At 63.5% G+C, this 24,389-nt stretch carries 22 protein-coding genes; 5 read left to right on the top strand and 17 right to left on the bottom strand.

The genetic code is table 11. From position 1 onward, the window contains the following. Window positions 1-16: 16 nt before the first annotated feature. Window positions 17-1,087, bottom strand: coding sequence for a succinyl-diaminopimelate desuccinylase (gene dapE / locus AC1Q61_RS11355; RefSeq protein WP_030536946.1), 1,071 nt, complete (start codon window positions 1,085-1,087; stop codon window positions 17-19). 49 nt (window positions 1,088-1,136) lie between these two features. Here dapE and dapD point away from each other — a divergent pair, with 49 nt between their 5' ends. Continuing rightward, window positions 1,137-2,090 (top strand): 2,3,4,5-tetrahydropyridine-2,6-dicarboxylate N-succinyltransferase, encoded by a 954-nt coding sequence (dapD, locus tag AC1Q61_RS11350; protein ID WP_019749368.1) that lies wholly within the window; start codon window positions 1,137-1,139, stop codon window positions 2,088-2,090. Then, window positions 2,090-3,472: an amino acid permease gene (locus tag AC1Q61_RS11345; RefSeq protein ID WP_063316838.1), complete on the top strand. Its 1,383-nt coding sequence runs from the start codon at window positions 2,090-2,092 to the stop codon at window positions 3,470-3,472. Before dapD ends, AC1Q61_RS11345 begins: the two co-directional genes overlap by 1 nt. Before the next feature lie 9 nt (window positions 3,473-3,481). Here AC1Q61_RS11345 and AC1Q61_RS11340 read toward each other — a convergent pair whose 3' ends face one another. Continuing rightward, window positions 3,482-4,240 (bottom strand): ABC transporter permease, encoded by a 759-nt coding sequence (locus AC1Q61_RS11340; RefSeq protein WP_003945183.1) that lies wholly within the window; start codon window positions 4,238-4,240, stop codon window positions 3,482-3,484. After that, window positions 4,240-5,229: an ABC transporter ATP-binding protein gene (locus tag AC1Q61_RS11335; RefSeq protein WP_125051626.1), complete on the bottom strand. Its 990-nt coding sequence runs from the start codon at window positions 5,227-5,229 to the stop codon at window positions 4,240-4,242. Before AC1Q61_RS11335 ends, AC1Q61_RS11340 begins: the two co-directional genes overlap by 1 nt. Window positions 5,230-5,440: 211 nt before the next feature. Between AC1Q61_RS11335 and AC1Q61_RS11330 the strand changes: the two genes are divergently transcribed. Next, window positions 5,441-6,661 carry a DUF222 domain-containing protein gene (locus AC1Q61_RS11330; RefSeq protein WP_241199015.1) on the top strand — a complete coding sequence of 407 codons (1,221 nt, stop codon included), beginning with the start codon at window positions 5,441-5,443 and terminating at the stop codon, window positions 6,659-6,661. Here the strand turns inward: AC1Q61_RS11330 and AC1Q61_RS11325 are convergent. From AC1Q61_RS11325 to AC1Q61_RS11290, 8 genes are all read right to left on the bottom strand, one after another. Then, a complete protein-coding gene (locus AC1Q61_RS11325) occupies window positions 6,658-8,259 on the bottom strand; it encodes a substrate-binding and VWA domain-containing protein (RefSeq protein WP_042926345.1) in 1,602 nt (533 codons plus the stop codon). The genes AC1Q61_RS11330 and AC1Q61_RS11325 overlap by 4 nt on opposite strands. A gap of 213 nt (window positions 8,260-8,472) precedes the next feature. Next, window positions 8,473-9,885 carry an acyl-CoA synthetase gene (locus tag AC1Q61_RS11320; protein ID WP_492650982.1) on the bottom strand — a complete coding sequence of 471 codons (1,413 nt, stop codon included), beginning with the start codon at window positions 9,883-9,885 and terminating at the stop codon, window positions 8,473-8,475. Window positions 9,886-9,897: 12 nt separating this feature from the next. Then, window positions 9,898-10,578 carry a rhomboid family intramembrane serine protease gene (locus AC1Q61_RS11315; RefSeq protein ID WP_042926347.1) on the bottom strand — a complete coding sequence of 227 codons (681 nt, stop codon included), beginning with the start codon at window positions 10,576-10,578 and terminating at the stop codon, window positions 9,898-9,900. A 64-nt stretch (window positions 10,579-10,642) separates the two neighbouring features. Then, on the bottom strand, window positions 10,643-11,746 hold the full coding sequence (dapC, locus tag AC1Q61_RS11310) for a succinyldiaminopimelate transaminase (protein ID WP_039972669.1): 1,104 nt from the start codon (window positions 11,744-11,746) through the stop codon (window positions 10,643-10,645). A 5-nt stretch (window positions 11,747-11,751) separates the two neighbouring features. After that, window positions 11,752-12,075: a ferredoxin gene (gene fdxA, locus AC1Q61_RS11305; RefSeq protein WP_003945248.1), complete on the bottom strand. Its 324-nt coding sequence runs from the start codon at window positions 12,073-12,075 to the stop codon at window positions 11,752-11,754. A 146-nt stretch (window positions 12,076-12,221) separates the two neighbouring features. Beyond that, complete coding sequence (locus AC1Q61_RS11300) at window positions 12,222-12,980, bottom strand: hypothetical protein (protein ID WP_042926350.1); 759 nt, start codon at window positions 12,978-12,980, stop codon at window positions 12,222-12,224. Further along, the gene (locus AC1Q61_RS11295) at window positions 12,980-15,538 is read right to left on the bottom strand and encodes a bifunctional FO biosynthesis protein CofGH (protein WP_003945208.1); all 2,559 of its coding nucleotides are present in this window, start codon (window positions 15,536-15,538) and stop codon (window positions 12,980-12,982) included. Before AC1Q61_RS11295 ends, AC1Q61_RS11300 begins: the two co-directional genes overlap by 1 nt. Before the next feature lie 118 nt (window positions 15,539-15,656). After that, window positions 15,657-15,845, bottom strand: coding sequence for an Rv3202a family protein (locus AC1Q61_RS11290; protein WP_003945217.1), 189 nt, complete (start codon window positions 15,843-15,845; stop codon window positions 15,657-15,659). A gap of 82 nt (window positions 15,846-15,927) precedes the next feature. Between AC1Q61_RS11290 and AC1Q61_RS11285 the strand changes: the two genes are divergently transcribed. Further along, window positions 15,928-16,431: a PH domain-containing protein gene (locus AC1Q61_RS11285; RefSeq protein WP_042926352.1), complete on the top strand. Its 504-nt coding sequence runs from the start codon at window positions 15,928-15,930 to the stop codon at window positions 16,429-16,431. Continuing rightward, window positions 16,428-17,999, top strand: a complete 1,572-nt coding sequence (locus AC1Q61_RS11280; RefSeq protein WP_080726593.1) for a PH domain-containing protein — start codon at window positions 16,428-16,430, stop codon at window positions 17,997-17,999. Before AC1Q61_RS11285 ends, AC1Q61_RS11280 begins: the two co-directional genes overlap by 4 nt. Here the strand turns inward: AC1Q61_RS11280 and AC1Q61_RS11275 are convergent. From AC1Q61_RS11275 to typA, 6 genes are all read right to left on the bottom strand, one after another. After that, the gene (locus AC1Q61_RS11275) at window positions 17,959-18,804 is read right to left on the bottom strand and encodes a uroporphyrinogen-III synthase (RefSeq protein ID WP_003945251.1); all 846 of its coding nucleotides are present in this window, start codon (window positions 18,802-18,804) and stop codon (window positions 17,959-17,961) included. The two genes, AC1Q61_RS11280 and AC1Q61_RS11275, sit on opposite strands and share 41 nt — an antisense overlap. Window positions 18,805-18,855: 51 nt before the next feature. Then, on the bottom strand, window positions 18,856-19,272 hold the full coding sequence (locus AC1Q61_RS11270) for a hypothetical protein (RefSeq protein WP_042926353.1): 417 nt from the start codon (window positions 19,270-19,272) through the stop codon (window positions 18,856-18,858). 92 nt (window positions 19,273-19,364) lie between these two features. Next, window positions 19,365-19,523, bottom strand: a complete 159-nt coding sequence (locus AC1Q61_RS11265) for a hypothetical protein (RefSeq protein WP_198531608.1) — start codon at window positions 19,521-19,523, stop codon at window positions 19,365-19,367. A 107-nt stretch (window positions 19,524-19,630) separates the two neighbouring features. Further along, window positions 19,631-20,515 carry an N-acetyl-1-D-myo-inositol-2-amino-2-deoxy-alpha-D-glucopyranoside deacetylase gene (gene mshB, locus AC1Q61_RS11260; protein ID WP_492650967.1) on the bottom strand — a complete coding sequence of 295 codons (885 nt, stop codon included), beginning with the start codon at window positions 20,513-20,515 and terminating at the stop codon, window positions 19,631-19,633. Beyond that, window positions 20,512-22,296, bottom strand: coding sequence for an ABC transporter family substrate-binding protein (locus AC1Q61_RS11255; protein WP_492650968.1), 1,785 nt, complete (start codon window positions 22,294-22,296; stop codon window positions 20,512-20,514). The genes mshB and AC1Q61_RS11255 overlap by 4 nt, the downstream gene beginning before the upstream one ends. A gap of 150 nt (window positions 22,297-22,446) precedes the next feature. Continuing rightward, window positions 22,447-24,354 (bottom strand): translational GTPase TypA, encoded by a 1,908-nt coding sequence (gene typA, locus AC1Q61_RS11250; protein ID WP_007726276.1) that lies wholly within the window; start codon window positions 24,352-24,354, stop codon window positions 22,447-22,449. Between the last annotated feature and the right edge of the window lie 35 nt (window positions 24,355-24,389).

Here is a 24,389-nt window from a genome sequence, read left to right as displayed (position 1 = left end):
GCGGCAAGGCTAACGGTCAGGCCGACAGATACTTCCTCAGCACGGCCGCGACGTCGGTGATCTGCTGCACCGGAACGTGCTCGTCGCGCTTGTGCGCGAGGTTCGGATCACCCGGTCCGTAGTTCACGGCAGGAATGCCGAGCGCCGAGAACCTGGACACGTCGGTCCACCCGTACTTCGCACGGAACTGACCACCGGCCGCCTCGATCAGGGCGGCAGCGGACGGGTTCGCCAAGCCGGGCAGCGCGCCGGGCGAGGAGTCGGTGACCTCGAATCCGAGGCCCAGACCGTCGAACACTTCGCGCACGTGCGCCTCGGCTTGTACCTCGCTGCGATCGGGCGCGAATCGGAAATTGACGTCCATCTCGGCTTCGTCCGGGACGACGTTTCCGGCGACGCCACCGGAGATCCGCACCGCCGACAAGCCCTCGCGGTAGCCGCAACCGTCGATGTCGACCGAGCGCGGCTGGTAACTCGACAACCGCTCCAACGCTCCGCCGAACTTGTGAATGGCATTGTCCCCCAGCCAGGACCTGGCCGAATGGGCGCGAGTTCCCGAAGCCGTCAACCGCACCCGCATCGTGCCCTGACACCCGGCCTCGATGAAACCGGCCGTCGGCTCACCGAGAATTGCGACGTCCGCCGCGAGCCATTGCGGGATCTCGCGTTCGATCCGTCCCAGGCCGTTGTACGTTGCGGCGATCTCTTCGCAGTCGTAGAAGACGAGGGTCAGATCGTGGGCCAGGTTCTCGATGGTGGCCGCAAGGTGTAGGAAGACCGCGTCGCCCGACTTCATGTCCACGGTCCCGCAGCCGTGCAGGATGTCGCCGTCACGCCGCGAAGGAACGTTGTCCGCGATCGGCACCGTATCCAGATGTCCGGCGAGCATGACCCGACTGGGCAAACCACGCGACGTACGCGCCAACACGGCATTGCCGTTGCGGATGATCTCGAAGCCCGAAGTCTGCTCACGCAGCGCATCCTCGACAGCCTGCGCAATGACGGATTCGTCGTGCGAGACGCTGGGGATGTCGACCAGGGCGGCCGTCAAGTCGATGGGGTCCGAAGCAAGATCGAGGATGCTCACACGCACCAGCCTAGGCCGGTGCACCCACCACCCAGTAATCTCTAGTCCCGTGAGCGCACAGGGAGCAACAGCAGTAGGTATCGCCAACGTGACCGCGGACGGAACCGTCCTCGACACCTGGTTCCCGGCACCGGAGCTGGGAACATTCGACAAGACCGGTACCGAGAACGTCGAGGGAACAGATATTCCTTCCGATCTTGCACTGCTGGCAGGCACTGATGACGCTCGCGAGGTATCGCAGGTCGTCGTGCGCACCACCATCGCCGATCTCTCCAAGGCGCCGGTCGACGCACATGACGTCTACCTGCGCCTCCATCTCCTCTCGCACCGTCTCGTCGCACCCCACGGTGTCAACCTCGACGGCCAGTTCGGCCTGCTCAGCAACGTCGTGTGGACCAACTTCGGCCCGTGCGCCGTCGAAGGTTTCGAGCAGGTTCGCTCGCGTCTACGCATCCGCGGCGTCGTGACCGTGTTCAGCGTCGACAAGTTCCCCCGCATGGTCGACTACGTCGTGCCGTCCGGAGTTCGCATCGGTGACGCGGACCGTGTCCGACTCGGTGCACACCTCGCCAGCGGAACGACCGTCATGCACGAGGGCTTCGTCAACTTCAACGCCGGCACCCTCGGCAACTCGATGGTCGAAGGCCGCATCTCCGCGGGCGTCGTCGTCGACGACGGATCCGATGTGGGCGGCGGCGCCTCGATCATGGGCACCCTCTCCGGTGGAGGCAAGGAAACGATCTCCCTCGGCAAGCGCTGCCTCCTCGGTGCAAACGCCGGCCTCGGCATTTCGCTCGGCGACGACTGCGTCCTCGAAGCGGGCCTCTACGTCACCGCCGGCACCAAGGTCACCGGCCCGGACGGAACCGTCGTCAAGGCCAAGGAACTGAGCGGCAAGTCGAACCTTCTCTTCCGTCGTAACTCGGTCTCGGGTGCCGTCGAGGTCGTGCCGTGGAAGGGCACCGGCGTCGAACTGAACGCTGCTTTGCACGCCAACGACTGATGAGTAGCACCGACGTCTCCGACGGAACAACCACTGCTCTCGGCCACGGTCTCAAGGTCCGCCATCTGACGATGATGGGCCTGGGCTCGGCCATCGGCGCCGGCCTGTTCCTCGGAACCGGCGTCGGTATCGCCAAGGCCGGGCCGGCCGTCCTGATCTCCTACATCCTTGCGGGCGCCGTCGTGGTGTTCGTGATGCGCATGCTCGGCGAGATGGGCGCCGCGATCCCGGCCAGCGGTTCCTTCTCTCACTACGCGCGCCTGGGGATCGGCGAGTGGGCCGGCTTCGTGATGGGCTGGCTCTACTGGTTCATGCTGATCATGGTGCTGGGCGCCGAGATCACCGGGGCTTCGGCGATCGTGAACGACTGGGTGCCGTCGATCCCGCAATGGGTTGTCGCCCTGGTTTTCGTGGTGTTCTTCGCCGTGGTGAACCTGGCGAAAGTCAGCAACTTCGGTGAGTTCGAGTTCTGGTTCGCCGCAATCAAAGTCACCGTCATCATCGGCTTCCTGATCATCGGTGTCCTGCTGGTGTTCGGCCTCCTGCCCGATACCGACCCGGTCGGTACGAGCAATCTGTTCGGCCAGGGCGGCTTCATGCCCAACGGGCTGTCCGGCATTGCCGCAGGACTTCTCGTCGTGGCATTCGCCTTCGGTGGGATCGAGATCGTCACCATCGCCGCAGCCGAATCCGAGAATCCGGAACGCTCCATCGCCGTCGCTGTCCGGAGCGTCGTGTGGCGCATCAGCGTCTTCTACATCGGCGCCATCTCGATCATGGTTCTGGTGCTGCCCTGGAACGACCCCGAACTCGAGAGCGGCCCGTTTGTGGCCGTCCTGAACAAGGCGAACATTCCAGGCGTTGCCGGGTTCATGGAACTCGTCGTAGTGGTGGCGTTGCTTTCCGCCTTCAACGCCAACATCTACGGCACCTCCCGCATGGCGTTCTCACTTTCGCGCCGCGGCGACGGACCCGCCTTCATGGCGAAACTGTCGAGCACCGGAGTTCCGACCAATGCCGTTCTGCTGTCGGTGTTCTTCGGTTTCGTCAGCGTCCTGCTCAACTGGCTGCTCCCCGACGACCTGCTCGGCATCCTGCTCAACGCAGTCGGCGCTGCGCTGCTGGTCATCTGGATCTTCATCGTCGTCTCGCATCTGCGACTGCGAAAACAACTCGAAGCGTCGGGCAAGCTGACGGTTCGGATGTGGCTGTTCCCGTATCTGAGCTACGCGACACTCGCGATGCTCGGTGTGTTCGTCGTCCTCATGCTCTTCGACGCCGATGCCCGTGCACAGTTGATCTCGACCACCGTGTTGTTCCTCGTGATCGCGGCATTGGGTTTCCTGAACGCCCGTTGGCGTAAGCAGAATCAGCCCGTCTGATCCGTGTGCCTATGCATCCCGCCTGTTCACGACGACGATGCTGAGACCGAATACGACGAGCACGAAGAGGGCGAAGTAGATCAGGCTGCCCCAGGGTCCCCAGTGGAAATCGACGCTACCGCCGGAACCGAGAAAATTGTTGGCGTTCATGAACGGCAGGAACGGCATGATCTTCTCGCCGATACTTCCGAACAGGTTGAAAAGATTCTCGATCAGCAAGGGCCACAACAGCAGAAGCGCGATCGCACCTGCAGACTGCCGGAGCAACGCGCCGACTCCGACTGCTAGAACTACGCAGAAGAACGCGTAGATCGGTGTTCCGTAGACGACCCGCCAGTTCTCGTCGCCGGACAGAGTCAGGAATCTTCCGGCGTCACCTGATGTGGCCTTCGTGAGGCCGAAGGCGCCGAACGACAACACGAGAGTCAGCACCGCTCCGAACCCACCGATGAGGCCCGCTTTGGCGATGAGCACCGAGGCGCGGTTCGGAACCGCCTGGAAGGTGGTGCGGATGGTCCCGAAACGATATTCGCTGGTGATCGCGAGAGCCGCCATGATCATCAGAACCAACACACCGAAGCCGGTCACTCCACTGAGTGCCCCCGAAACTGTCGGCATCATTGCACCGTTGGGGTTGCTGAGCGACGACTTGGCGCTCAGTCCGAAAACGGTAGCGAGTCCCAACCCGAGCACGATGATGATGATCGTGCACCACAGCGGCGACTTGGTCGTGGTGATCTTGATACGTTCAGCACTGAGAACAGCCATTACAGTGCACCTCCCATAGCCTGCTGCGTGTTTGCCTGCTGTGTATTTGCGTGGTGTGCGCCGACACCCGGATCGATACCGGATGCGTGGTACTGGACATCGTCCCCGGTCAACTTCATGAACGCATCCTCGAGCGACCCCTGCACAGAAGCCAACTCGTACAACACGATCCCCTGCGAACCAGCCAACCCACCGATCACATCGGTGGTCGAATCCACCACCACCAATGCCGGGGCAACACCGGAACCGTCCTCACGCACCGTCAACCCCTGCGAGAGCAACACACTGCGCAACGCATCGAGCTGAGGACTACGCACCCGCACCGTCGACTCCGACGAACGATCCACGAACTCCGCCACCGTCGAATCCGAAATCAACCGACCCCGACCGATCACCACCAACTGCTCCGCCGTGAGCGCCATCTCCGACAGGAGGTGACTCGACACCAGCACCGTGCGGCCCTCGGCCGCCAACCGCTGCATGAACTTACGAATCCAGACGATGCCCTCCGGATCGAGACCGTTGACCGGCTCGTCGAACAACAACACCTTCGGATCCCCCAACAACGCACCCGCCAACCCCAGACGCTGCGACATACCCAACGAGAACCCGCCGGCCTTCTTGCCCGCCACCTCGGACAACCCGACCAACCCGAGCACCTCGTCGACCCGGGACTTCGGGATCCCGTTCGAAGCAGCCATCCACTGCAGATGCGCCCGCGCACTACGATTGGGGTGCACCCACTTCGCATCCAACAACGCACCCACCGTCCGCAACGGCGTCTTGAGCTCCCGATACGGCTTGCCCTCGATCAACGCCGCACCCGACGTCGGCTGATCCAAACCCAGGATCATCCGCATCGTCGTCGACTTACCAGCACCGTTCGGGCCCAGAAAGCCCGTCACGATGCCCGGCTTGACCGTGAACGACAAATCGTCCACCGCTTTCGTCGGTCCGTAAACCTTGGTCAATCCCCTCAGCTCGATCATGAGGACCAGTCAACCACGAAAACCGAACTGTCGGAACTTTCAGACGCCAACGGAGAAAGGCGTTGCGTCCGTTCGCCGTCGAGGCTAGTATCGAATGTATGTTCGACACTACCGGGGGGTAAAAGTGACGACGCAAGTATCTGAACAGGCGATATCCAAACAGGCGATATCCGAAGAGACCATCGGACAATTCCGGGCATCACTCGCCAGCATGGATCGATCCATCGACAACGCAGCACGCGTGGATCTTCTGCGCGCATTGGAAGAGTTGAAGGCCAGTTGCGCTGGTGCCCAGGCATTGCTGGCTGCCGATCTCGACGCGTTCACCCGCAACGACCGCGGCGAACGGGGAGTGCCGCGCGCATACCAAGGCCGTGGAATCAACGCGCAGATTGCCCTCGCACGGCGAGAGTCGGCTTGGTTCGGAACTCAGCATCTGAACCTGGCCCGCGCACTGAACGACGAGATGCCTCACACACTTCGACTACTCGTCGACGGCTCCATCAGTGAGCATCAAGCGACGATCCTCATGCGCGAGACTTCATGTCTCACCGCCCAGGATCGCGCTACATTGGATCGCGAGTTCTGCTGCGACGCTGCAATCTTGGACGGATGCGGCAACCACCAACTGACACAAAGAATCCGCGCACGCACTGCCGAAATAGACTCCGATAGTATTGCCAGACGAGCACGCAAAGCCGTGGGAGACAGACGAGTGACGTCACGGCCTGCGCCCGACACGATGTGCTGGCTCAATGTGTTTCTTCCCGTGGCCGAAGGTATCGCCGTGCACGCCACGCTCAGGCGCGACGCAGATTCCGTACTTGCCGGCGGGGACAAGCGCACCCGAGCGCAAATCATGGCTGATCTCCTGGTCGAGCGAGTTACCGGAATCGGCCGCGCCACACCGACACCCGTCACCGTGAATCTGGTTGTCTCCGACCAGTCATTGTTGGGCGAAAATTCCGACCCGGCGTACGTCCACGGGTACGGACCTGTACCAGCCGCTATTGCACGCGAATGGATCACCAAGGCCAGCGAAGACTCCGAAACGGTGGCAACGCTCCGAAAGCTCTACGCACGCCCCGATACGGGCGCGCTGACCGCAATGGAATCCACGGCGAGAACCTTCCCGAAGGGGTTGGCGCGATTGATCGAACTCCGTGATCGAAGCTGCCGTACTCCGTGGTGCGACGCGCCGGTTCGCCACCGCGACCACATTCGCGATCACTCGAGGGGTGGCCTCACCAGCGCAGCCAACGGTGCCGCGTTGTGTGCGGCATGCAATTACGCGAAACAGGGCTCGGACTGGACTGCCGAACCTGTACCAGGTAACCGGCACACCTTCACCACGACGACACCTACCGGGCACCGGTATTCGTCTGAGGCTCCGCCACTTCCGGCACCCTGGACCAGTCCGGATGCGGCCTAAGTTCCTCGGTGAGCCAATGCGTTCACGAACACCTCGGAAATCTCCGAGGGGTCACGAGCGATGTACGTCGAACCGCCCGTCACGCGGGAGATATCGGCGAGCGCCGCCGCATCTGCGTCATCGGTGATGCCGATGGTGACGATGATGACCGGACGCGCCGGATCCTGCTCGCGTGCAAGAACATCGAGCAACTGTTCACGGCTGATGCTGTCAGGATCTTCGTTTGCGCCGTCGGTCAAGATGATGACGCTGTTGACCGCTCGCGGATCGTACGATTCCTGAACCTTACGGAATGCGGCCAGCGTCGTGTCGTACAAACCTGTGGCGCCACGTTTGAGTTCGGTGAGCCGGTTCGCCTGATCTGCCATCAACTTTCGTTGAGTCACACCGTCGACGATCGTGTCGTAGCGCCTGATCGGCACCAATTCCTGGAAGTCCTGGGTTCCGTTCATACCTTGGGAAAACGCCCAGAGACCGGCAGCGACGCTGTCTGGGAAGACCTGATTGCCGGCCAGAGCAGCAGCAGTGGTCAACTGCATGCGCGTCTTGCCGCCTGCCGCCGGGTAGTCCATCGACGCAGACACGTCGATCGCAACGAGTGTCCGGATCGGCTTGGCCATCAGAGCCCAAGCGCCCAGTGTCTGATCGGCCACCGACTGTTCGGACACGGTCAGTGCCGTGACGTCACCGACTCCACCTTCGACGGCTCCACCGCCGGAAGTACGGAACCCGCTGCGCGTCAGCACTTCCTGAGCAGATTCACTGTGCAACAGCTCGGCGATGGCGTCACTCTTCTTGGCTGCGGCGTAGTGCCGGTCCGGTGCCGAAGCACTGACCACCAGGGGGTAATCCATGATCATGGTTCCCGTCGCCGGTACTGTCGCGGAAATCTTCGACTCGGCCTTCGTGAACTCGACGACCTGTTGCTCGGTCGAAACACCGACCTTTCCGGAGCTGACCAATTCGGTGAGCATCTTCTGTCCTACCGGCTGATCTTCGGTACGAACACTCTCCGCTTGCGCATGGGGTACGAGTGCCGCTCGAACGGATTCGGAGGTGGCCCCGGTTTCCGCGAGAGCTCCGAGAATGGGCGCCGACGCAACCCCTGTGAACAACGGATTGCCCAACGCCAGATCGGGAACCTGTAGCGCCGCGAGCCAACTGGCAAACTGTTCGCCACCGCCGGAGGCGAGAACGACAGGCGAGGTGGCGATCGAACCGCCGGCGGCAGCGACCGGCCCCTTGGCCGTCAATGCAGCTTTGCCCACCCACGCTGTCGAATCCGGTATCCACATGTCCGGCGCGTCCACGCCCTTACCCAGGGTTCCCGCAACGTCCCCGGGCAGCGCAGAGGTAACCGTGATCCGCGAACAGCCTGTCTGCTCCGGCGACGATTCTGCGAGGATCTCCGTGACTGCCGGCGCGATCGCAGGATCCGCTGCCAGCGAGTACTCGTCGACGCTCTCGCAGGAATCGGACTGTGTTGCCTTGAAGACCACCACCCCGGTGGCGATTACCGCGACGGCAACCAACCCACCCACTGCGTAGAACCCGATCGACCGCCCGCTGTCAGGACTCGAATGCCGTCCGCCCGCCATGAAATCTGCCCTTCCGAGGCCACTCGCACTCAGGCATACCGACGGTATGCGCGCGACTGGAACTGTCCCTACCGGGCGGTAGTGTAGCCAAGAACACAGAAATTCCAACTAGCGCTGAATCGTCGGAGAACCGGCGAGCCCACATTTCGGGACAGGCCGGCCGAATTCACGAACCTTCAAGCGTCACAGCGACTTTTCAGCAAACTGACCTGCCTAGAGCAGTTCACGCTTCTGAACCTTGCCCATCGCGTTACGTGGCAGAGTCTCGGCAAATCGAACCTCACGGGGACGCTTGTGCGCCGACAACTCCGCCCCGACCAACTCGACCAATTCGGCTTCGGTGACCTCGGGAGTCCCGGGCTTACGGACTACGACGGCGATGATCCGTTGCCCCAGATCGGCGTCGGGGACACCGATCACCGCAACTTCGGACACCGAAGGGTGCCCGAGGATGGCGGTCTCGATCTCGCCGGCGCCGACTCTGAATCCACCGGATTTGATCAAGTCGATGGATTCGCGGCCGACGATTCGGTCGAACCCACCCTCGTCGATGACGGCGACGTCACCGGTCTTGAAGTAGCCGTCCTCCGTCCAGGACTCGGCGGTTGCGTCCGGACGGTTCAAGTAGCCGTCGAAAAGCATCGGCCCACGTACCTGTAGGCCGCCGATACTCTCGCCGTCGTGCGGCACATTGTTGCCCTTCTCGTCACGAAGACGAGTCTCGACTCCGCGCAGCGGCACGCCGACCCACCCCGGGCGTCGCTCGCCGTCGAAACGCGTGCTCAGGGTCAGCATCGTCTCACTCATGCCGTAACGCTCGATGGGCGTCAATCCTGTTCGCTCCCGCAGCTTTTCGAAGACAGGCACGGGAAGCGGCGCACTACCGGAGACCAGAAGTCGGGCACCGGACAACGCGCGGGCAGCTTCTTCGTCTTCGGCGATACGCGACCAGACGGTGGGGACACCGAAGTAGAGGGAGCCTTTGGCCCTTGCGTAGTTTTCCGGCGTCGGCTTGACGGTGTGGATCACCCGGCTGCCGATCCGGAGGGGGCCGAGGATTCCGAGAATCAGTCCATGCACGTGGAAGAGCGGAAGCCCGTGTACGAGGGTGTCTCGCCACGTCCAGTCCCAGGCCTCGGCGAGCGCGTCGATCCCGGCTGCGATGGCTGAGCGACTGAGCAGAACGCCCTTCGGTGGGCCGGTAGTTCCGGACGTGTACAGGACGAATGCTGTGGACTGCGGTGCCGGTTCGGGATAGCTGTGCCACGAGCGAGCGTGCAATCGGACGGGAACCACGGGCAGACCGTCGCAGTGGTCGTCGGTTTCGCCGAGCCACGCCTGGGCACCGGAGTCACGCAGAATGTGCTCTCGCTCAGCCTTCCCCGAGTCCGGCGGGACCGGCACAACGGTGACGCCGGCAATCAACGCCCCGACGACGGCGAGAATCGTTTTTGCTGTGGGAGTTGCCAATACGGCAACCCGATCGGCCTGCGCCACTCGCTCCGCGACCGAGGTCGCGGCACCGAGAATGGCACTCCGCGAGAGAACCGTGTCACCGATCGTCACGGCGTCGTCGAGGTCTTCACCGCGGGCAACAGCAAGGGGGTTCAAGGATCTCAGCAGCACCACGACAGCATCTCACAGCGCGGATGGTCGCAAACTTTCTCCTGCCCGACGCGCGTCCATCGAGTGCGGAGGGAACAGCGTCACCAGCGCAGCCCCCAAGAGCGCCCCGGAAAGTACCGCGAATCCGTGTGCGTCGTCGACCGTCACCAGGGTTGCGCCGCCGACGACAATCACGACCGTCAGAACAATCTCAGGCATTCGCGGGCGCACCAGAACACCGATCCCCGTGGCCGCCGCTGCCAGAGCAAGCGTGGCACCGGAGTTGCCTGCGCCGGTCGACGGAAAGACTGCGGTGGTGAGCAAACCGAACAACAGTTGACCGAGCAGGAAGAGTGCCCAACCGCGTGCGGCGCCCCAGAGCCGAAAAGCAGGCGGCGCCACCACTGCCAACGTGAGAAGGTTGGCAACCGTCCCGGCAAGGCCGCCGTCCTGGACGAACACCGACGTCAGAATCCGCCACCACTGACCGTCGCGGATCAACGTGGGATCACGGCGAAACATGTCCAACAGTCCCGGCATCAGCGCCTGCAAAATTGACGGCACTGCCACCACGAGCCAAAGCACAACGGCCGAAAGAGGTAGGTCTCCGAATATTCGACGATCCTTCAGCCACGCGAGCATCAGCGCGATCGAGGCAACAACGACGGCGACAATCAGTACCGCGTCCAAGCCGCCGGTCCCTGAGGTGGTCACAGCGCGACCTTACATCGGACAGATACCGACATCAGGGAACCTGACACCTGGGAAAGCACACGATTCAGGCGGAGAGGCGCTTTGCTGCCGCGGCGATTCGTTCGTCTGTTGCAGTGAGCGCGATCCGCACGTGCTTGCTCCCGCTCGGTCCGTAGAACTCACCGGGGGCAACGAGGATCCCACGATCGGCGAACCAACTGACCGTCGCTCGACATTCCTCGCCGCGCGTCGCCCAGAGGTACAGACCTGCCTCGGAATTGTCGACGGTGAATCCGGCGCCTCGAACAGCTTCGATCAACACACTACGACGCTCGCGGTACCGCTCGCGCTGGATGTTCTCGTGTTGGTCGTCGCCCAAGGCTGCGGTCATCGCCGCCTGGATCGGTAGCGGCAGGATCATGCCCGCATGCTTGCGCACCTCGAGCAGTTCCGACACCAGAGCCGGATCACCGGTGACGAACCCGGCGCGATAGCTCGCGAGATTGGACGTCTTCGAAAGTGAGTGGACCGCAAGCAAACCGGTCAGATCACCGTCGTTGACACGAGGATCGAGAATGGAGAGCGCATCGGCTTCCCACGTCAATCCGAGGTAGCACTCGTCGGAGACGACGATGGCGCCGCGCTCGCGCGCCCAGGCCACGACCTTCTGCAAGTGCTCGAGGCCGAGCACCTTGCCGGTGGGATTCGAGGGCGAGTTCACGAAGATCATCGCCGCCGACTCGGGACCGAGCTTGTTCAAGCCGTCGGCGCGCAGGACACGAGCACCTGCCAGTTTCGCTGCGACCTCGTACGTCGGGTACGCCAACTCCGGAATGACCACCAGATCGCCGGCTCCGAGACCGAGCAATTTCGGCAGCCACGCGATCATTTCCTTGGTACCGATGGCCGGCAGCACCGCTGCCGGATCGACGTCGGGAATGTTGTAGCGGCGATCCAGTGACTCCGCCACGGCCTCGCGAAGCGCGAGCGTGCCATGAGTCGTCGGGTATCCGGGCACCTCGGCAACAGAGGCCAGAGCCTCCTGAATCACCGGGTCCACCGGATCCACCGGCGTCCCCACGGACAGGTTCACGATGCCGTCGGGATGAGAGTGCGCCTTCGCCGTGACATCGGCGAGCGAATCCCACGGAAAATCAGGAAGCCCAGCGGCCACCGGAGTACGAGACAAGATCTCTATTCCTCACCCATGGGAGGCAGCGCCTTGATGAACGGCGTGTCGTAGTCGACCTTGCCGAGCTTGGCCGCTCCACCCGGTGAGCCGAGATCGTCGAAGAAATCGACGTTGGTGCTGATGTACGCGTTCCACTGGTCCGGGACGTCGTCTTCGTAGAAGATGGCTTCGACGGGACAGACAGGCTCACACGCGCCGCAGTCGACACACTCGTCGGGGTGGATGTAAAGCATGCGTCCACCCTCGTAGATGCAGTCGACAGGGCATTCTTCGATGCACGCCTTGTCCATCACATCTACACACGGTTCAGCAATCGTGTAGGTCACTGCCGATCTCCCTGCCTTCCTGTCGTGCATCGCCGCCGCAACACGCAGTTGCAAGGGGCCGAAAATCCGATACGACTCTCACGTACCGCGGGAACAGCCTATTATCCCCCTGCCGACCGACTCTGAGCAGGCGGGGGTAACACATTTCAGCCTACTGCGGTGAAGTTCCTCGACCGAATCGCGATCCACTTCTCCCCCAGAGCGGCCGCGCGTACCAGTGCGCCCCGCTCACCGAGGTAATCCGCCACGACGCCGACCACCGGAATCTTGCCGATGATCTCGTACGGTTTTGTCCGCGACGGCCGCTTGTGCAACTCGTCCGTGATGGCACGAAAAGTCTTGGACGTGCGCCACAACATTCCGATGAGCGCGAACGGGCGCCAGGTCTCGTCGGCGCCGCCGGCTGATTTCTCGGCGAAGTCTTCTCCGGTGAGAAGCTCTCGAGACTTCGTCTCACGCCGGCACAGCACCGACGCCAGGAGGTCCACCTGCTGATCCCGTTCGGTCACTCCGTGTTCACGGGCAACCGCAACGAGCACAACGGCCTGATTCGCGAAGGCCAGCAGGTCCTGGATCGGCAACCGATTGAGGAGGACGCCGAAGATGCCGGGAAACGCGACGGCGACGGTGTTGAGTGCACCCAACCGGGTCGTCCACCACTTCGAGCGCTGCTCGTCGGTCATCACCGACCACGCCGCCGTCCCGGGGAACTTGACGACGTCGAGGACCCAAGCGGCCGCGTCCAACACCATCGCAGCAGCGTTTCGCTCGGGATCGGTCGGCTCGAACGTCCGACGTTTGATACCGAGCGGATCGCTGTAGGCGAGGTCGAGAACCGGGTTGATCCCCCACACCGCTCGATCGAGAACCTCGACGACCTTGCGGTCCCCCAGTACGTCAGCCATCAGGCAATCGCTCCTTCGCGTCGTGCATGTGTGGTGGTTCGTTCGCGTGCCGGGCGTCCGATTCCCTCGGCGATGGCGCGCAGCTCTGCGACGGTCTTCTCGGAACCGTGTTCCGAGCCGGCCATCCGCGAGATCGTCTCTTCCATCAGCGTTCCGCCGAGGTCGTTGGCGCCGCCGTTGAGCATCATCTGCGTTCCGGTGATGCCAAGTTTGACCCAGCTGGTCTGGATATTGGGTATGCGGCCGTGCAGCATGATGCGTGCCAACGCGTGCGCAGCGCGGTTGTCCCGATTGGTCGGCCCTGGCCGGGAAGCGCCCGCCAGGTACAGGGGCGCGCTCTGGTGAACGAACGGCAGCAGCACGAACTCCGTGAATCCGCCTGTACGGTCCTGGATTCCGCGAAGAACGTTCAGGTGCCCGACCCAATGGTGCGGCTGATCGACATGCCCGTACATCATCGTCGAACTCGACCGCAGCCCCACCTCGTGCGCCGTGGTGACCACTTCGATCCATTCCGCCGTCGGCAGTTTGCCCTTGGTGAGGATCCAGCGCACCTCGTCGTCGAGGATCTCCGCTGCCGTACCGGGAATGGTGTCCAGGCCCGCCTCACGAAGGGCCGTCAGCCAATCCCTGATGCTCTCACCACTGCGCGATGCACCGTTCACGATCTCCATCGGCGAGAACGCGTGGACGTGCATCGACGGCACGCGCTTCTTGACGGCCCGGACCAGGTCGGCGTAACCGGTGACGGGAAGTTCCGGATCGATACCACCCTGCATGCACACCTCGGTTGCGCCGGCGACGTGCGCTTCCCACGCACGGTCGGCGACCTGCTCTGCCGACAGCGTGAACGCGTCGGCGTCACCCTTGCGCTGCGCGAACGCACAGAATCGGCAGCCCGTGTAGCAGATGTTGGTGAAGTTGATGTTCCGGTTCACCACGTAGGTGACGTCCTCGCCGACGGCATCCTTGCGCAGCGCATCCGCCAGTGCCACAACGGCTTCCAGGCCCGGGCCCTCCGCCGTGGCAAGGGCCAGGTACTCGTCGTCGGAACATCCGGCCGGGTCGCGTTCGGCACTGCGGAGCGCAGCCAGCAGATCGGTGTCGACGCGAATCGGAGCACTGAGTTCGAGGACCTGTTCGCGCACGGTCTCCCAGTCGCCGAACGCACTGCCCAGGTCACTGCGGGTCTCGGTGTTGCGCCCGTCCGTGTCGATCTCGGTATTGAGATCGACGCGTCCGCTCGATTCCCACGACTCGTCCGGTTCCTGCCACGGCCGGCCCACCGGCTTGGTGTCGGGCAGGGCGAGGCCGGTCTTGGGATCCGCCAGCGCCTGCACGTGACCCGCAATGCGCGGATCGATCCACGGAGCCCCGGCCAGGACATATGCTGGCTGAGCCGCAGTGCGTTCGGTCAGCGTGAAGCCGCCCTCGGCGCTGATCTCGGCCAAGGTCTCTAGATTCGGCCAGGGACGCTCGGGGTTGACGTGATCGGGGGTCAACGGTGATACCCCGCCCCAGTCGTCCACGCCTGCGCCGAGCAGCGCGAGGCACTCGCTGTTCGAGACGAGATTCGGCGGACTCTGGATCCGCATCGTCGGCCCGAGCAGCAGGCGTGCGACGGCGATGGCCGCGAGAAACTCGTCGAGTCCAGCATCAGGGGTATTGCGCATCGCGGTATCAGGCTTGGCCAGGAAGTTCTGAATGATCACTTCCTGGATGTGGCCGAACGCCTTCTGCGACTTGCGTATCGCCATGATCGACTCGGCACGCTCGAGGAAGTTCTCCCCGATGCCCACAAGAATTCCCGTGGTGAAGGGGATGTTCAGTCGGCCTGCGTCGGTCAGGGTGCGTAGCCGAACCGCCGGGTCCTTGTCCGGGCTGCCGTAGTGGCATTCGCCCTTGTCGGTGAACAGGCGGGTTGCGGTCGTCTCGAGCATCATGCCCATCGACGGCGCAACGGGCTTGAGCCGCGAGAGTTCCTGCCAGCTCATCACACCGGGATTGAGGTGCGGGAGCAGTCCGGTCTCCTCGAGTACCCGGATCGACATCGCCCGCACGTAGTCGAGGGTGGAGTCGTAGCCGCGTTCGTCCAGCCACTGCTTTGCTTCCGGCCAGCGAGCCTCGGGGCGATCACCCAGCGTGAACAACGCTTCCTTGCAGCCCAATTCGGCGCCTGCCCTGGCAATGTCCAAAACCTCGTCCGGTTCCAGGAACATGCCGTGCCCAGCGGCACGCAGCTTCCCTGGCACCGTGACGAATGTGCAGTAGTGGCACTTGTCCTGGCACAGACGGGTCAGCGGAATGAAAACTTTCCGCGAATACGTCACGGTGTTCGGCCGACCCGCTGCCAGCAGACCGGCATCGCGAACCTTGGCCGCCGAAGAACACAGATCGGTCAGATCGGTTCCCCGTGCCTGCAGCAGCGTTGCCGCCTCGTCGACGTTCAGGGTCGCTCCGTCGCGTGCACGACGGAGAACTCGCCGCATCGCCGACGCTGACGGGCCGGGCGACGGACTGGACGAGGCGGACGCGGAAATACCTGGCATCGGAAGCATGGTGGGTTTGCCGGAGTCATCACCAGTTCGGTTCACCTAGCGATCATGCGCCATGTGGGACGACTAGTGCCACCCGGTGCCAGAAGTAGGAGGCCTCACCGCCCCGACACCGCCTCGATCACGACGGCCGGTAGTCGTCGTCGACCGCAACCTCGACTCGTTGATCCACGACGTCAGCCACTGGCGCGTCGAGCGGAATGTCGGTCAGATCGGGTTCTTCAGGGGCGTTCGGATCTACGGGTGTCGATTGTTCGAGCGCATCTGATTCCGGAGCCTCCGGGTCGAATGTCGCATCTTGTTCGGTCATCACGTGCTCCCTTCGCGGTCGCCACACTCCACGATAGGGCCGATGTCGACAGATCGCCCCTCACTCGACCAAAGTAGTGCCCATGACTGCGCCGCAACCGCTGACCATGGCCGACCCGTTATGGCGACCCAGCACCAAAGCCCCGAGGCTGTGGGCAATCACTGCCTCACTGTTCTGGGTACCCGTTATCGTCGCCGAAATCGTCTGTGCCGTCTTGGTACCCGGAATCCCGTCCTGGGTGGTCGGCACCGTATTCGCAGTCACCGTACTCTTCGCTGCCACCTACATTCTGATGGTCCCGGCGTGGCGGTATCGGGTCCACCGATGGGAGATCAGTGACACCGCGGTATACACCCGCACCGGCTGGTTCACCCAGGAGCGACGCATCGCACCGATCTCGCGCGTGCAGACCGTGGACACCGAGCGCGGACCGATCGACCGCATGTTGGGTCTGGCAACCGTCACGGTCACGACAGCGTCGTCGGCCGGGGCCGTGAAGATCTCCGCACTCGACCAGGAAGTCGCCGACCGCACGGTGGCTCAACTGACGGAGATCGCGGGTACCAACGTGGGAGACGCGACGTGAACGAGAAACAGTTGGGCGACCCGACCGCGATCGAGATCCCGGTAGAGGCGGAAACGGCAGCTGCCGAGGCCGCGGAAGAGGAACAGCCCTGGCTCCGCCTCGACCGACGCATGCTTCTGGTCCACCCCGTCAACGAAGTCGTCAAACTGCTCCCGGTCCTACTCGTCTCCGTAGTTCTCGGCAGCCAATCCGGAAACCACTGGTGGGGACTCGGCGTCGTCACTCTGCTCGTCATCTTCGGTTTGTTGCGGTATTTCACCACCACGTACCGAATCGGACCCGTCCACGTTCAACTGCGCACCGGGGTCTTCCAGAAAAAGCTGCTCTCCGTCCCGCGTAGCCGCATCCGATCCGTCGACGTCGAGGCCGGGGTCATGCACCGGTTGCTCGGACTGTCGATCGTGCGCATCGGTACCGGCCAGCGCGCCGGGAGCGGCCACGATTCGAACAAGTTCGAGCTCAACGCCCTGTCGACCGCCCTGGTTCCGGACCTACGCGCCGCACTGTTGGCCGGCGCCCAGCAAGCACGGCGACTGGAAACCCCGGGCACGCCGGTCGAAAGCATCACCGAACCGGTCGACACCGAAATCGGTCACTGGGAACCGAGTTGGGTTCGCTACGCCCCCTTTTCGTTCACCGGAATCGCCATCATCGCAGCCATCATCGGCATCTCGTTCCAATACGGCATCGGCACTGCCGTCGCGAAATCCTCGGCAGTGAGCGACAGCTTCGACTCACTCGAGAGCCTCGGCATCGCACTGATGGTCGTCATCGCACTCGTCGTGCTGCTGGTGCTGTCGAGTGCACTCGCCTGCGTCCAGTACCTGATCGCGTTCGGCAACATGAAACTCACCGACAACGGCCGCATCCTGCATGTCAGTCACGGCCTGTTGAAGACTCGGCAAACCACACTCGACCGCGCCCGCCTCCGCGGCACGACGCTCAAGGAACCGCTCCTGCTGCGATTGGCCCGCGGCGCGCGGCTCGACGCCATCATGACCGGGGTCAGCGCCGAGAAGAAGGAATCTTCGCTACTGCTCCCGCAGGGACCGCGCAGGGAAGCCGAGCGAGTGATGGCCACCGTGATCGGTGACTCACGCCAGGCGTCCGCCCCGCTGATACCGCACGGCCCGGCCGCGCGGCGTCGCCGGTACACCCGAGCACTGTTCCTCGCCGCGGTGGCGTTCCTGGTCTGTGTGGCGTGCGCGGCTTCTGGACTCGATGTACCGATCTACGCGTGGTTCGGGGTCGCCGTACTCGCCATCGGTGGCACCGCCCTCGCCTACGACCGATACAACGGCCTCGGCCACGCAGTACTACCCGGATGGTTGATCACCCGAAACGGCTCGCTCGATCGCCAGCGTCACAGTCTCGAATCCGAAGGTGTCATCGGATGGACGGTGCGCGAGACGTTCTTCCAACGACGCGCGGGAGTGGCAACCGTCGTCGCCGCGACGCCCGCCGGCACCGGAAGCTACGAGGTGATCGATCTCCCCGCCGAGAACGCGTGGGAATTGATCGAAGCCGTCACTCCGGGCGGTGGCGACGTGTGGGCAGGTCGTCGATGATGAGCCTCGCCAGCGAACCGAGACGCGATCGCTCGGGCTGGATGGTCGGAACACCGAGGAGTTCCAGCGGAGCGGCCGTGACCGGTCCGACGCAGTAGGTCGGTACCGGTCCGCGCATCGCTGCGACGAACCGCTCCAGCTCGCCCATTTCTTTTGCCGTGCTGAGCATCGAGGAGACCGCGGGGGCACTGGTGAAGGTCAGCGCGTCGATCGCACCGGAACGAACTGCAGCGACCAACGCGCGGACCGGCGACTGATCCGGCGGCCGGATCCACCGATAGACCGATACCGGAGTGACAACCGCGCCGATGTCGGCGAGGGAGGCGCTCAGGTCCGTCAACGGCTCCCATTCGGTGATGGTGCCGTGCAACTGGACTGCGATGCGCAAGCCTGCCACTCCCTCGCTTCCGAGATGTGCCAGAACTTCCTCGGACGACTCACCCGAAGGCGACCATTCCTCGCGCAGTCCGGCGCCTCGGATGGCACCCGTCGCCTTGGGGCCGCGGGCGATGATGCGCGTGTGGGCGAGAGCCCCGAGGAACTCCTCGGTCAAACCCCACGAGGCGACGGCGTCGAGCCAACCCCTGAAGCCGATCCCGGTACTGATCACGACCAATTCCGGAGGATCAGCAATCAAAGCGGACGTCTGAGTCCTCAGGTCTCGATCGTCCACCAACGGCAGCACATGGATCACCGGTGTCCGCACGATCTCCGCGCCTCGACGTTCGAGGAGCGTCGCAAATTCTTCGACACGCCGTTCTGCGGTCAAGGCGATAGTCGCACCCGCCAAATCATGTTCAGCCACAGGCTGAGTGTCCCTTATGCACGGGTCAGTTTCCTACGCGCGCGCCGAGAACTATTGCGAGCTGAGGGTGGCGAGTCTGTTGATCGCCACCTTGAAGAGGAAAACGGCGGCCGGAGCGATCGCACCGACCGGCAGCAGGAAGGTCAGAGGGGACGAAAGCACGAGTACGTCGCCGCCGGGGCCGCCCACCATGCACACCAAGAACCCGACGATCCAACCGGCGAGCGGCAATGCGGCCCTACCCGGCGTCGTAACCGTGCGGGCGGCGATCACCAATACGAGGTTCGCGGTCGCGGCTACGAGAATGCTGATGGGAAATGCCGTCGTACCGAGATGAGTCGGCAAGAACAGGACGGACAACACCGCGCACAGAAATCCGTCGAAAATCAGGACGCCGAGGATGACAGGGTCGAGCCACGACAGCGACGTTCCTGTCGAGGCGTCCGTGTTGTTCTCGACGGTCGTCATGGTTTTGATAGTGGTCTATCGGTCGTCATCGCGCGAGCGCGGGGTCCCTCCCGACAAGCACCCCGGCTCGCGCCCGAAAAGCACGAAGCTGATCAGGGAACCGGCGGGAACCCGAGCAGAGTCAGCAAATGACTCTGCTGATCTGCGAATGCGTAGAGCGACCCGTAATAGAAGTCGTGGTAATAACCAGCCATCGGACGCAACGAATCGACGAAGGCGACGATCTGGTTCTGCAGGTCCCAGTTGTACATTTCTTCAGCCCCCAGGCTTTGCTGTTACCGAAAGGACCACCCATCCGGTGACACGCATCACACACCACTACGGCGTCGATCGCAATGCCTGTGAGCCGACGCCCAGGTCAGCTGTGCAGCCCGCCGAACAGATCGCGCTCGCGGCCGTCCTCACCCACCGGACCGAGCGCGCCGGCGGCCAATACGAAATGCTCGACCGTCAGGATCGGTTGGACCACGTTGTTCGACAATGCGAACTCGGCTCGGCTCGGGGCTACCGTCACCTGAGTGGCGTGGGCGCTCAATGCCCTCGCCTTCGCATCGATGACGCCTCGAACGTCGATTGCCGTCGTCACGTCTGTGTCCTCGACGCTCGGCAATTCCCCGGGCTCGGGCAGACGCCAGTTCTCCGGGAACTCGGAAATCGCCGCGATGCCGCGTTCGAGTCCGCTGCGCTCGGTCACGGTCCAGTAGAACTTCGGAGTCGACCACGGTTCGCCGGCCTCGGGATATGCGGTCGTTGCTGCAGCTTCCACGGCCGCTGTCGTGATCGCGTGTGCCTGGATGTGATCCGGGTGCCCGTAGCCTCCGTTGGGGTCGTACGTGATCACGACGTGCGGCCGAATCTCACGAATGACGGCGACCACCGCGCCGACTGCCTCGTCGAGTCGAGCATTGACAAAGGCACGGGGATTGGCGGCCGAAGGTGTGCCGATCATTCCGGAGTCGCGATACCGACCGGCACCGGCGAGGAAGCGAGGAGCGGCACTGCCCAAAGCCGACAAAGCAGCGCTCAATTCGGCGATCCGGTAGCCCCCGAGTTGATCGGCCTCGGCAGCCACGAGCCCGGCCCACGCGTCACCGATCACTTCGCCTTCCTCCCCCAAGGTGCAGGTGAGGACCGTGACGTCGGCGCCTTCGGACGCGTAACGCGCGATGGTGCCACCGGTGGTGATCGTTTCGTCGTCCGGATGTGCGTGCACCAACAGAAGTCGCTTTGCCGACGCGGTCACTTTGCCACCCTCACCCAGTCCGTAGCGTTTCCGAATATCCCCACCTGCACCGGCCCGTCGAGGACCACGCCCTCGACTCCGGTCCCGACTGCAACCAGCGCTCGGCTCTGCACGATCGGCAAAACCGCCGCAAGATCCCACAACTTGGGTTCCGCATCGGCGATCAGCGACCCGAGATCCCCGATGCCACTGAGCGCTTCGTCGATCCGACCTTGCAACGCCGGATCACACAGCCCGGACAGGTTGCTCGGAGCCTCGACGCTTGTCGTTCGGACGGGCTCCGGAGACTGCGACGGCGTCGGTGTGGGTACCGCCGAACCTGTCGCAGGAGTGGAAGGCGCTGTCGGGCAACTGAACCGGGAGGCCAGTGAAGTTGCGGTGTCGGCGCCTGCTCGGCTCCAACCGACGATCATGTCGACGCGTCCTGTAGTCAGATCCTCGCCGTAGAGTTCCTCCGGCGGCACCGATTCGACGGTCGCCAGGATACCCACGTCACGCAATTCGTCGGCAGCGGTGTTTGCCACGGCGATCGCGATGTCGTCGTTTTCGGGAGCGCCGATCAGCAGCGTCAACTGAGCGCCGTCCCGGACGATCGATCCGACCGTTCCAGTGCCAGTGACGATTCCGGTGGGCGGTGCTGTCAAGTAACCGGCTGCGGTCAGCTCGCCGAGCGCCTGCTCTCTCGTCGGTTTCGGCGGCGCGGTTGGCGCATATCCCGGATCCGACGGCGCGAGGATCTGAGCTTTCACCGGGGCCGACGCCGATTCACTCCCTGCCGCCACCACGGCGAGCAGGTCCGGATCGAGCAGTCCCAGAACACCTTTACGCACCCGAACATCCGCGAAGTTCTTGCTTCGCCCGTTCACGTTGATGTCGAGAGTGCGCGGAACGTAGGAGAATGCCGTCCTGACACCCGGGATTGCAGACAGCTGAATATCCGTGGCACTACCCGAATGAACCTGCGCCACTTGGGCATCGTCGGTACGCAGCGCATCCGCCAACTGCGCAGCCGTTCCTCCGCGTCGCAGAACTATCTGATCCGGGTCTGAAGGCTTGCCCCAGAATCGGTCGTTGCGTTCGAGCACGATTTCGTCCCGGCCGCGGTCGACCGAGCGCACGTGAAAGTGGGCTCCCGACACCGGAATCCCCTCACTCAGGCCGGTGCTGAAACCGCCGGGAGTGTCCTTGATCAGGTGGGACGGAAGAATATCGGTGAACAACTCTCGCCATGCCGGATACGGCGCACGCATCACGACGTTGACCGTTTTGCCGCCGCCGGACGAGTTCACGTCGTCGATCATCTGATAGCCCGCGGGATTGACCACACCGGGAACCGAGATCATCTGCTGCCACAGGTAGCGAAAGTCTTCTGCCGCAATGGGAGCGCCGTCCGACCATTGGGCTTCGTTGCGCAGTTGGTAGCGAATCGTGAACGGGGCCTCCGACGTCACTTCAGCGGAAACGAGGAAAGAATCGTCGATCGCCCACTCCGTCGCGCCAGGTTGTGTGGGCGAATTGATCGGGCGAAACGCACTGGGCAGTACGAGGTTGCCGACTGCGGAGTTGACCGGCGACTGATCCGCGAGCAGGTGCGGGTTGAATCCGCCTCCCACCTCGTCGATTGCCACAGTGACCTGCTTCATCGCCGGAACGACCGGAGTCGGTGTGGGCTTGACGGTTTCGGTGCTCTCGACCGGAGGCGGCGGATCGGCTGTACATGCAGTCAGTGACAACGCCGTCACTGCCACTGCCAACGCCAGGTAGCGACGTCCTGAGGCCACAGACAATTCCTTCCGTACGGGGCCGCGTCGCCCCTTCGCACTCGATTTCCAGGCAGAACTTTGCCTGGAAACCATGAAGGCGAATGTACCTTTCCGCCGAAAACTCGGCTGAAAGGCACATCCGCCTGTCAGGTTGTAACCGACGAAAGACTACAGAGCAGCCTTGTCGCGTGCCTTACTACGTGAACGCTCGCGAGCGCGCTCGGTTGCGTTGAGGTGCACCTTGCGGACGCGAACGTCCTCCGGGGTGACCTCGACGCACTCGTCGCTGGAGCAGAACTCCATCGCTGCTTCGAGTTCGAGCTTGATCGGCTTTGCGAGGGTCTCCATCACGTCTGCGGACGACTGACGCATGTTGGTCAGCTTCTTCTCGCGGGTGACGTTGATGTCGAGGTCTTCCTGACGCGGGTTGATACCGACGACGTGTCCCTCGTAGGTGTCTGCGCCGGGCTCGACGAAGAAGGTTCCGCGGTCGGCCAACTGGATCATGGCGAACGGCGTCACCGTGCCGGAGCGGTCCGAGACGAGCGAGCCGGTGTGGCGCGCACGGATCTCGCCGGCCCACGGGCCGTATCCGTCGAACACGGCGTTGGCGATACCGGTTCCGCGGGTTTCCGTGAGGAAGTCCGTGCGGAAGCCGATGAGGCCACGCGAAGGAACGATGAACTCCATGCGAACCCAGCCTGCGCCGTGGTTCGACATCTGGACCATCTTGCCCTTGCGGTTGGCCAGGAGCTGCGTGATGGCGCCGAGGTACTCCTCGGGGCTGTCGATGGTCAGCTCTTCGAAAGGCTCGTGAACCTTGCCGTCGACGAGCTGCGTGACAACCTGCGGCTTACCGACGGTGAGTTCGAAGCCCTCACGACGCATCTGTTCGACGAGGATGGCGAGTGCGAGCTCTCCACGACCCTGGACCTCCCACGCATCGGGGCGACCGATGTCGAGGACCTTGAGCGAGACGTTACCGACGAGCTCCTGGTCCAGGCGGGACTTGACCATGCGTGCAGTCAGCTTGTGACCCTTGACGCGACCGACGAGCGGTGACGTGTTGGTGCCGATCGTGACCGAGATTGCCGGCTGGTCGACGGTGATGCGGGGCAGTGCGACCGGGTTCTCCAGATCGGCGAGGGTGTCGCCGATCATGATGTCCGGGAATCCTGCGACGGCGCAGATGTCACCGGCGACGGCGACCTCACCGGGAACGCGCTCGACACCGATGGTCGTGAGGAGTTCGGTGATCTTGGTCTTCGTGACGACGGGCTCGCCGTCGACCTCGCGGCACCAGGACACGGTCTGGCCCTTGCGCAGCTCGCCGTTGTGGATGCGAACGAGTGCGAGGCGACCGAGGAATGCGGATGCGTCGAGGTTGGTGACGTGAGCCTGCAGCGGTGCGTCGACCGAGCCCTTCGGCGCGGGGACGTACTCCATCAGCACCTGGAAGAGTGCGGTGAGGTCCTCGGCGTCGGGAGCCTTGCCGTTCTCGGGCTGCACGGTCGATGCCTTGCCTTCGCGACCGGACGCGTAGAGGACGGGAAGTTCGAGTGCGAGCTCAGCGGCTTCGGCGGCCTCGTCGGACAGGTCCGATGCGAGGTCGAGGAGCAGGTCCTGAGCCTCGGTGACAACCTCTTCGATGCGGGCGTCGGGGCGGTCCGTCTTGTTGACGACCAGGATGACGGGCAGCGAAGCGGCGAGTGCCTTGCGCAGCACGAAACGCGTCTGCGGCAGGGGTCCCTCGGAAGCATCGACGAGCAGGACGACGCCGTCGACCATGGACAGGCCGCGCTCGACCTCGCCACCGAAGTCGGCGTGGCCGGGGGTGTCGATGACGTTGATGACGGTGATGGAACCGTCTTCGTTGACCTTATGTACTGCGGTGTTCTTCGCGAGAATGGTGATGCCCTTCTCGCGTTCGAGGTCGCCGGAGTCCATAACGCGATCGACCAGCTCGGCGCGCTCCTCGAACGCGCCGGACTGACGAAGCATGGCGTCGACGAGGGTGGTCTTGCCGTGGTCGACGTGTGCGACGATGGCAACGTTACGGAAGCTGGTGATGGTCACGCGATGGCTCTCCTGGCTGAGTTGATTCGGCCACG

Source organism: Rhodococcus sp. MPR-R1B (assembly GCF_058793255.1).
This window is presented reverse-complemented; position numbering and strand designations above follow the sequence as displayed.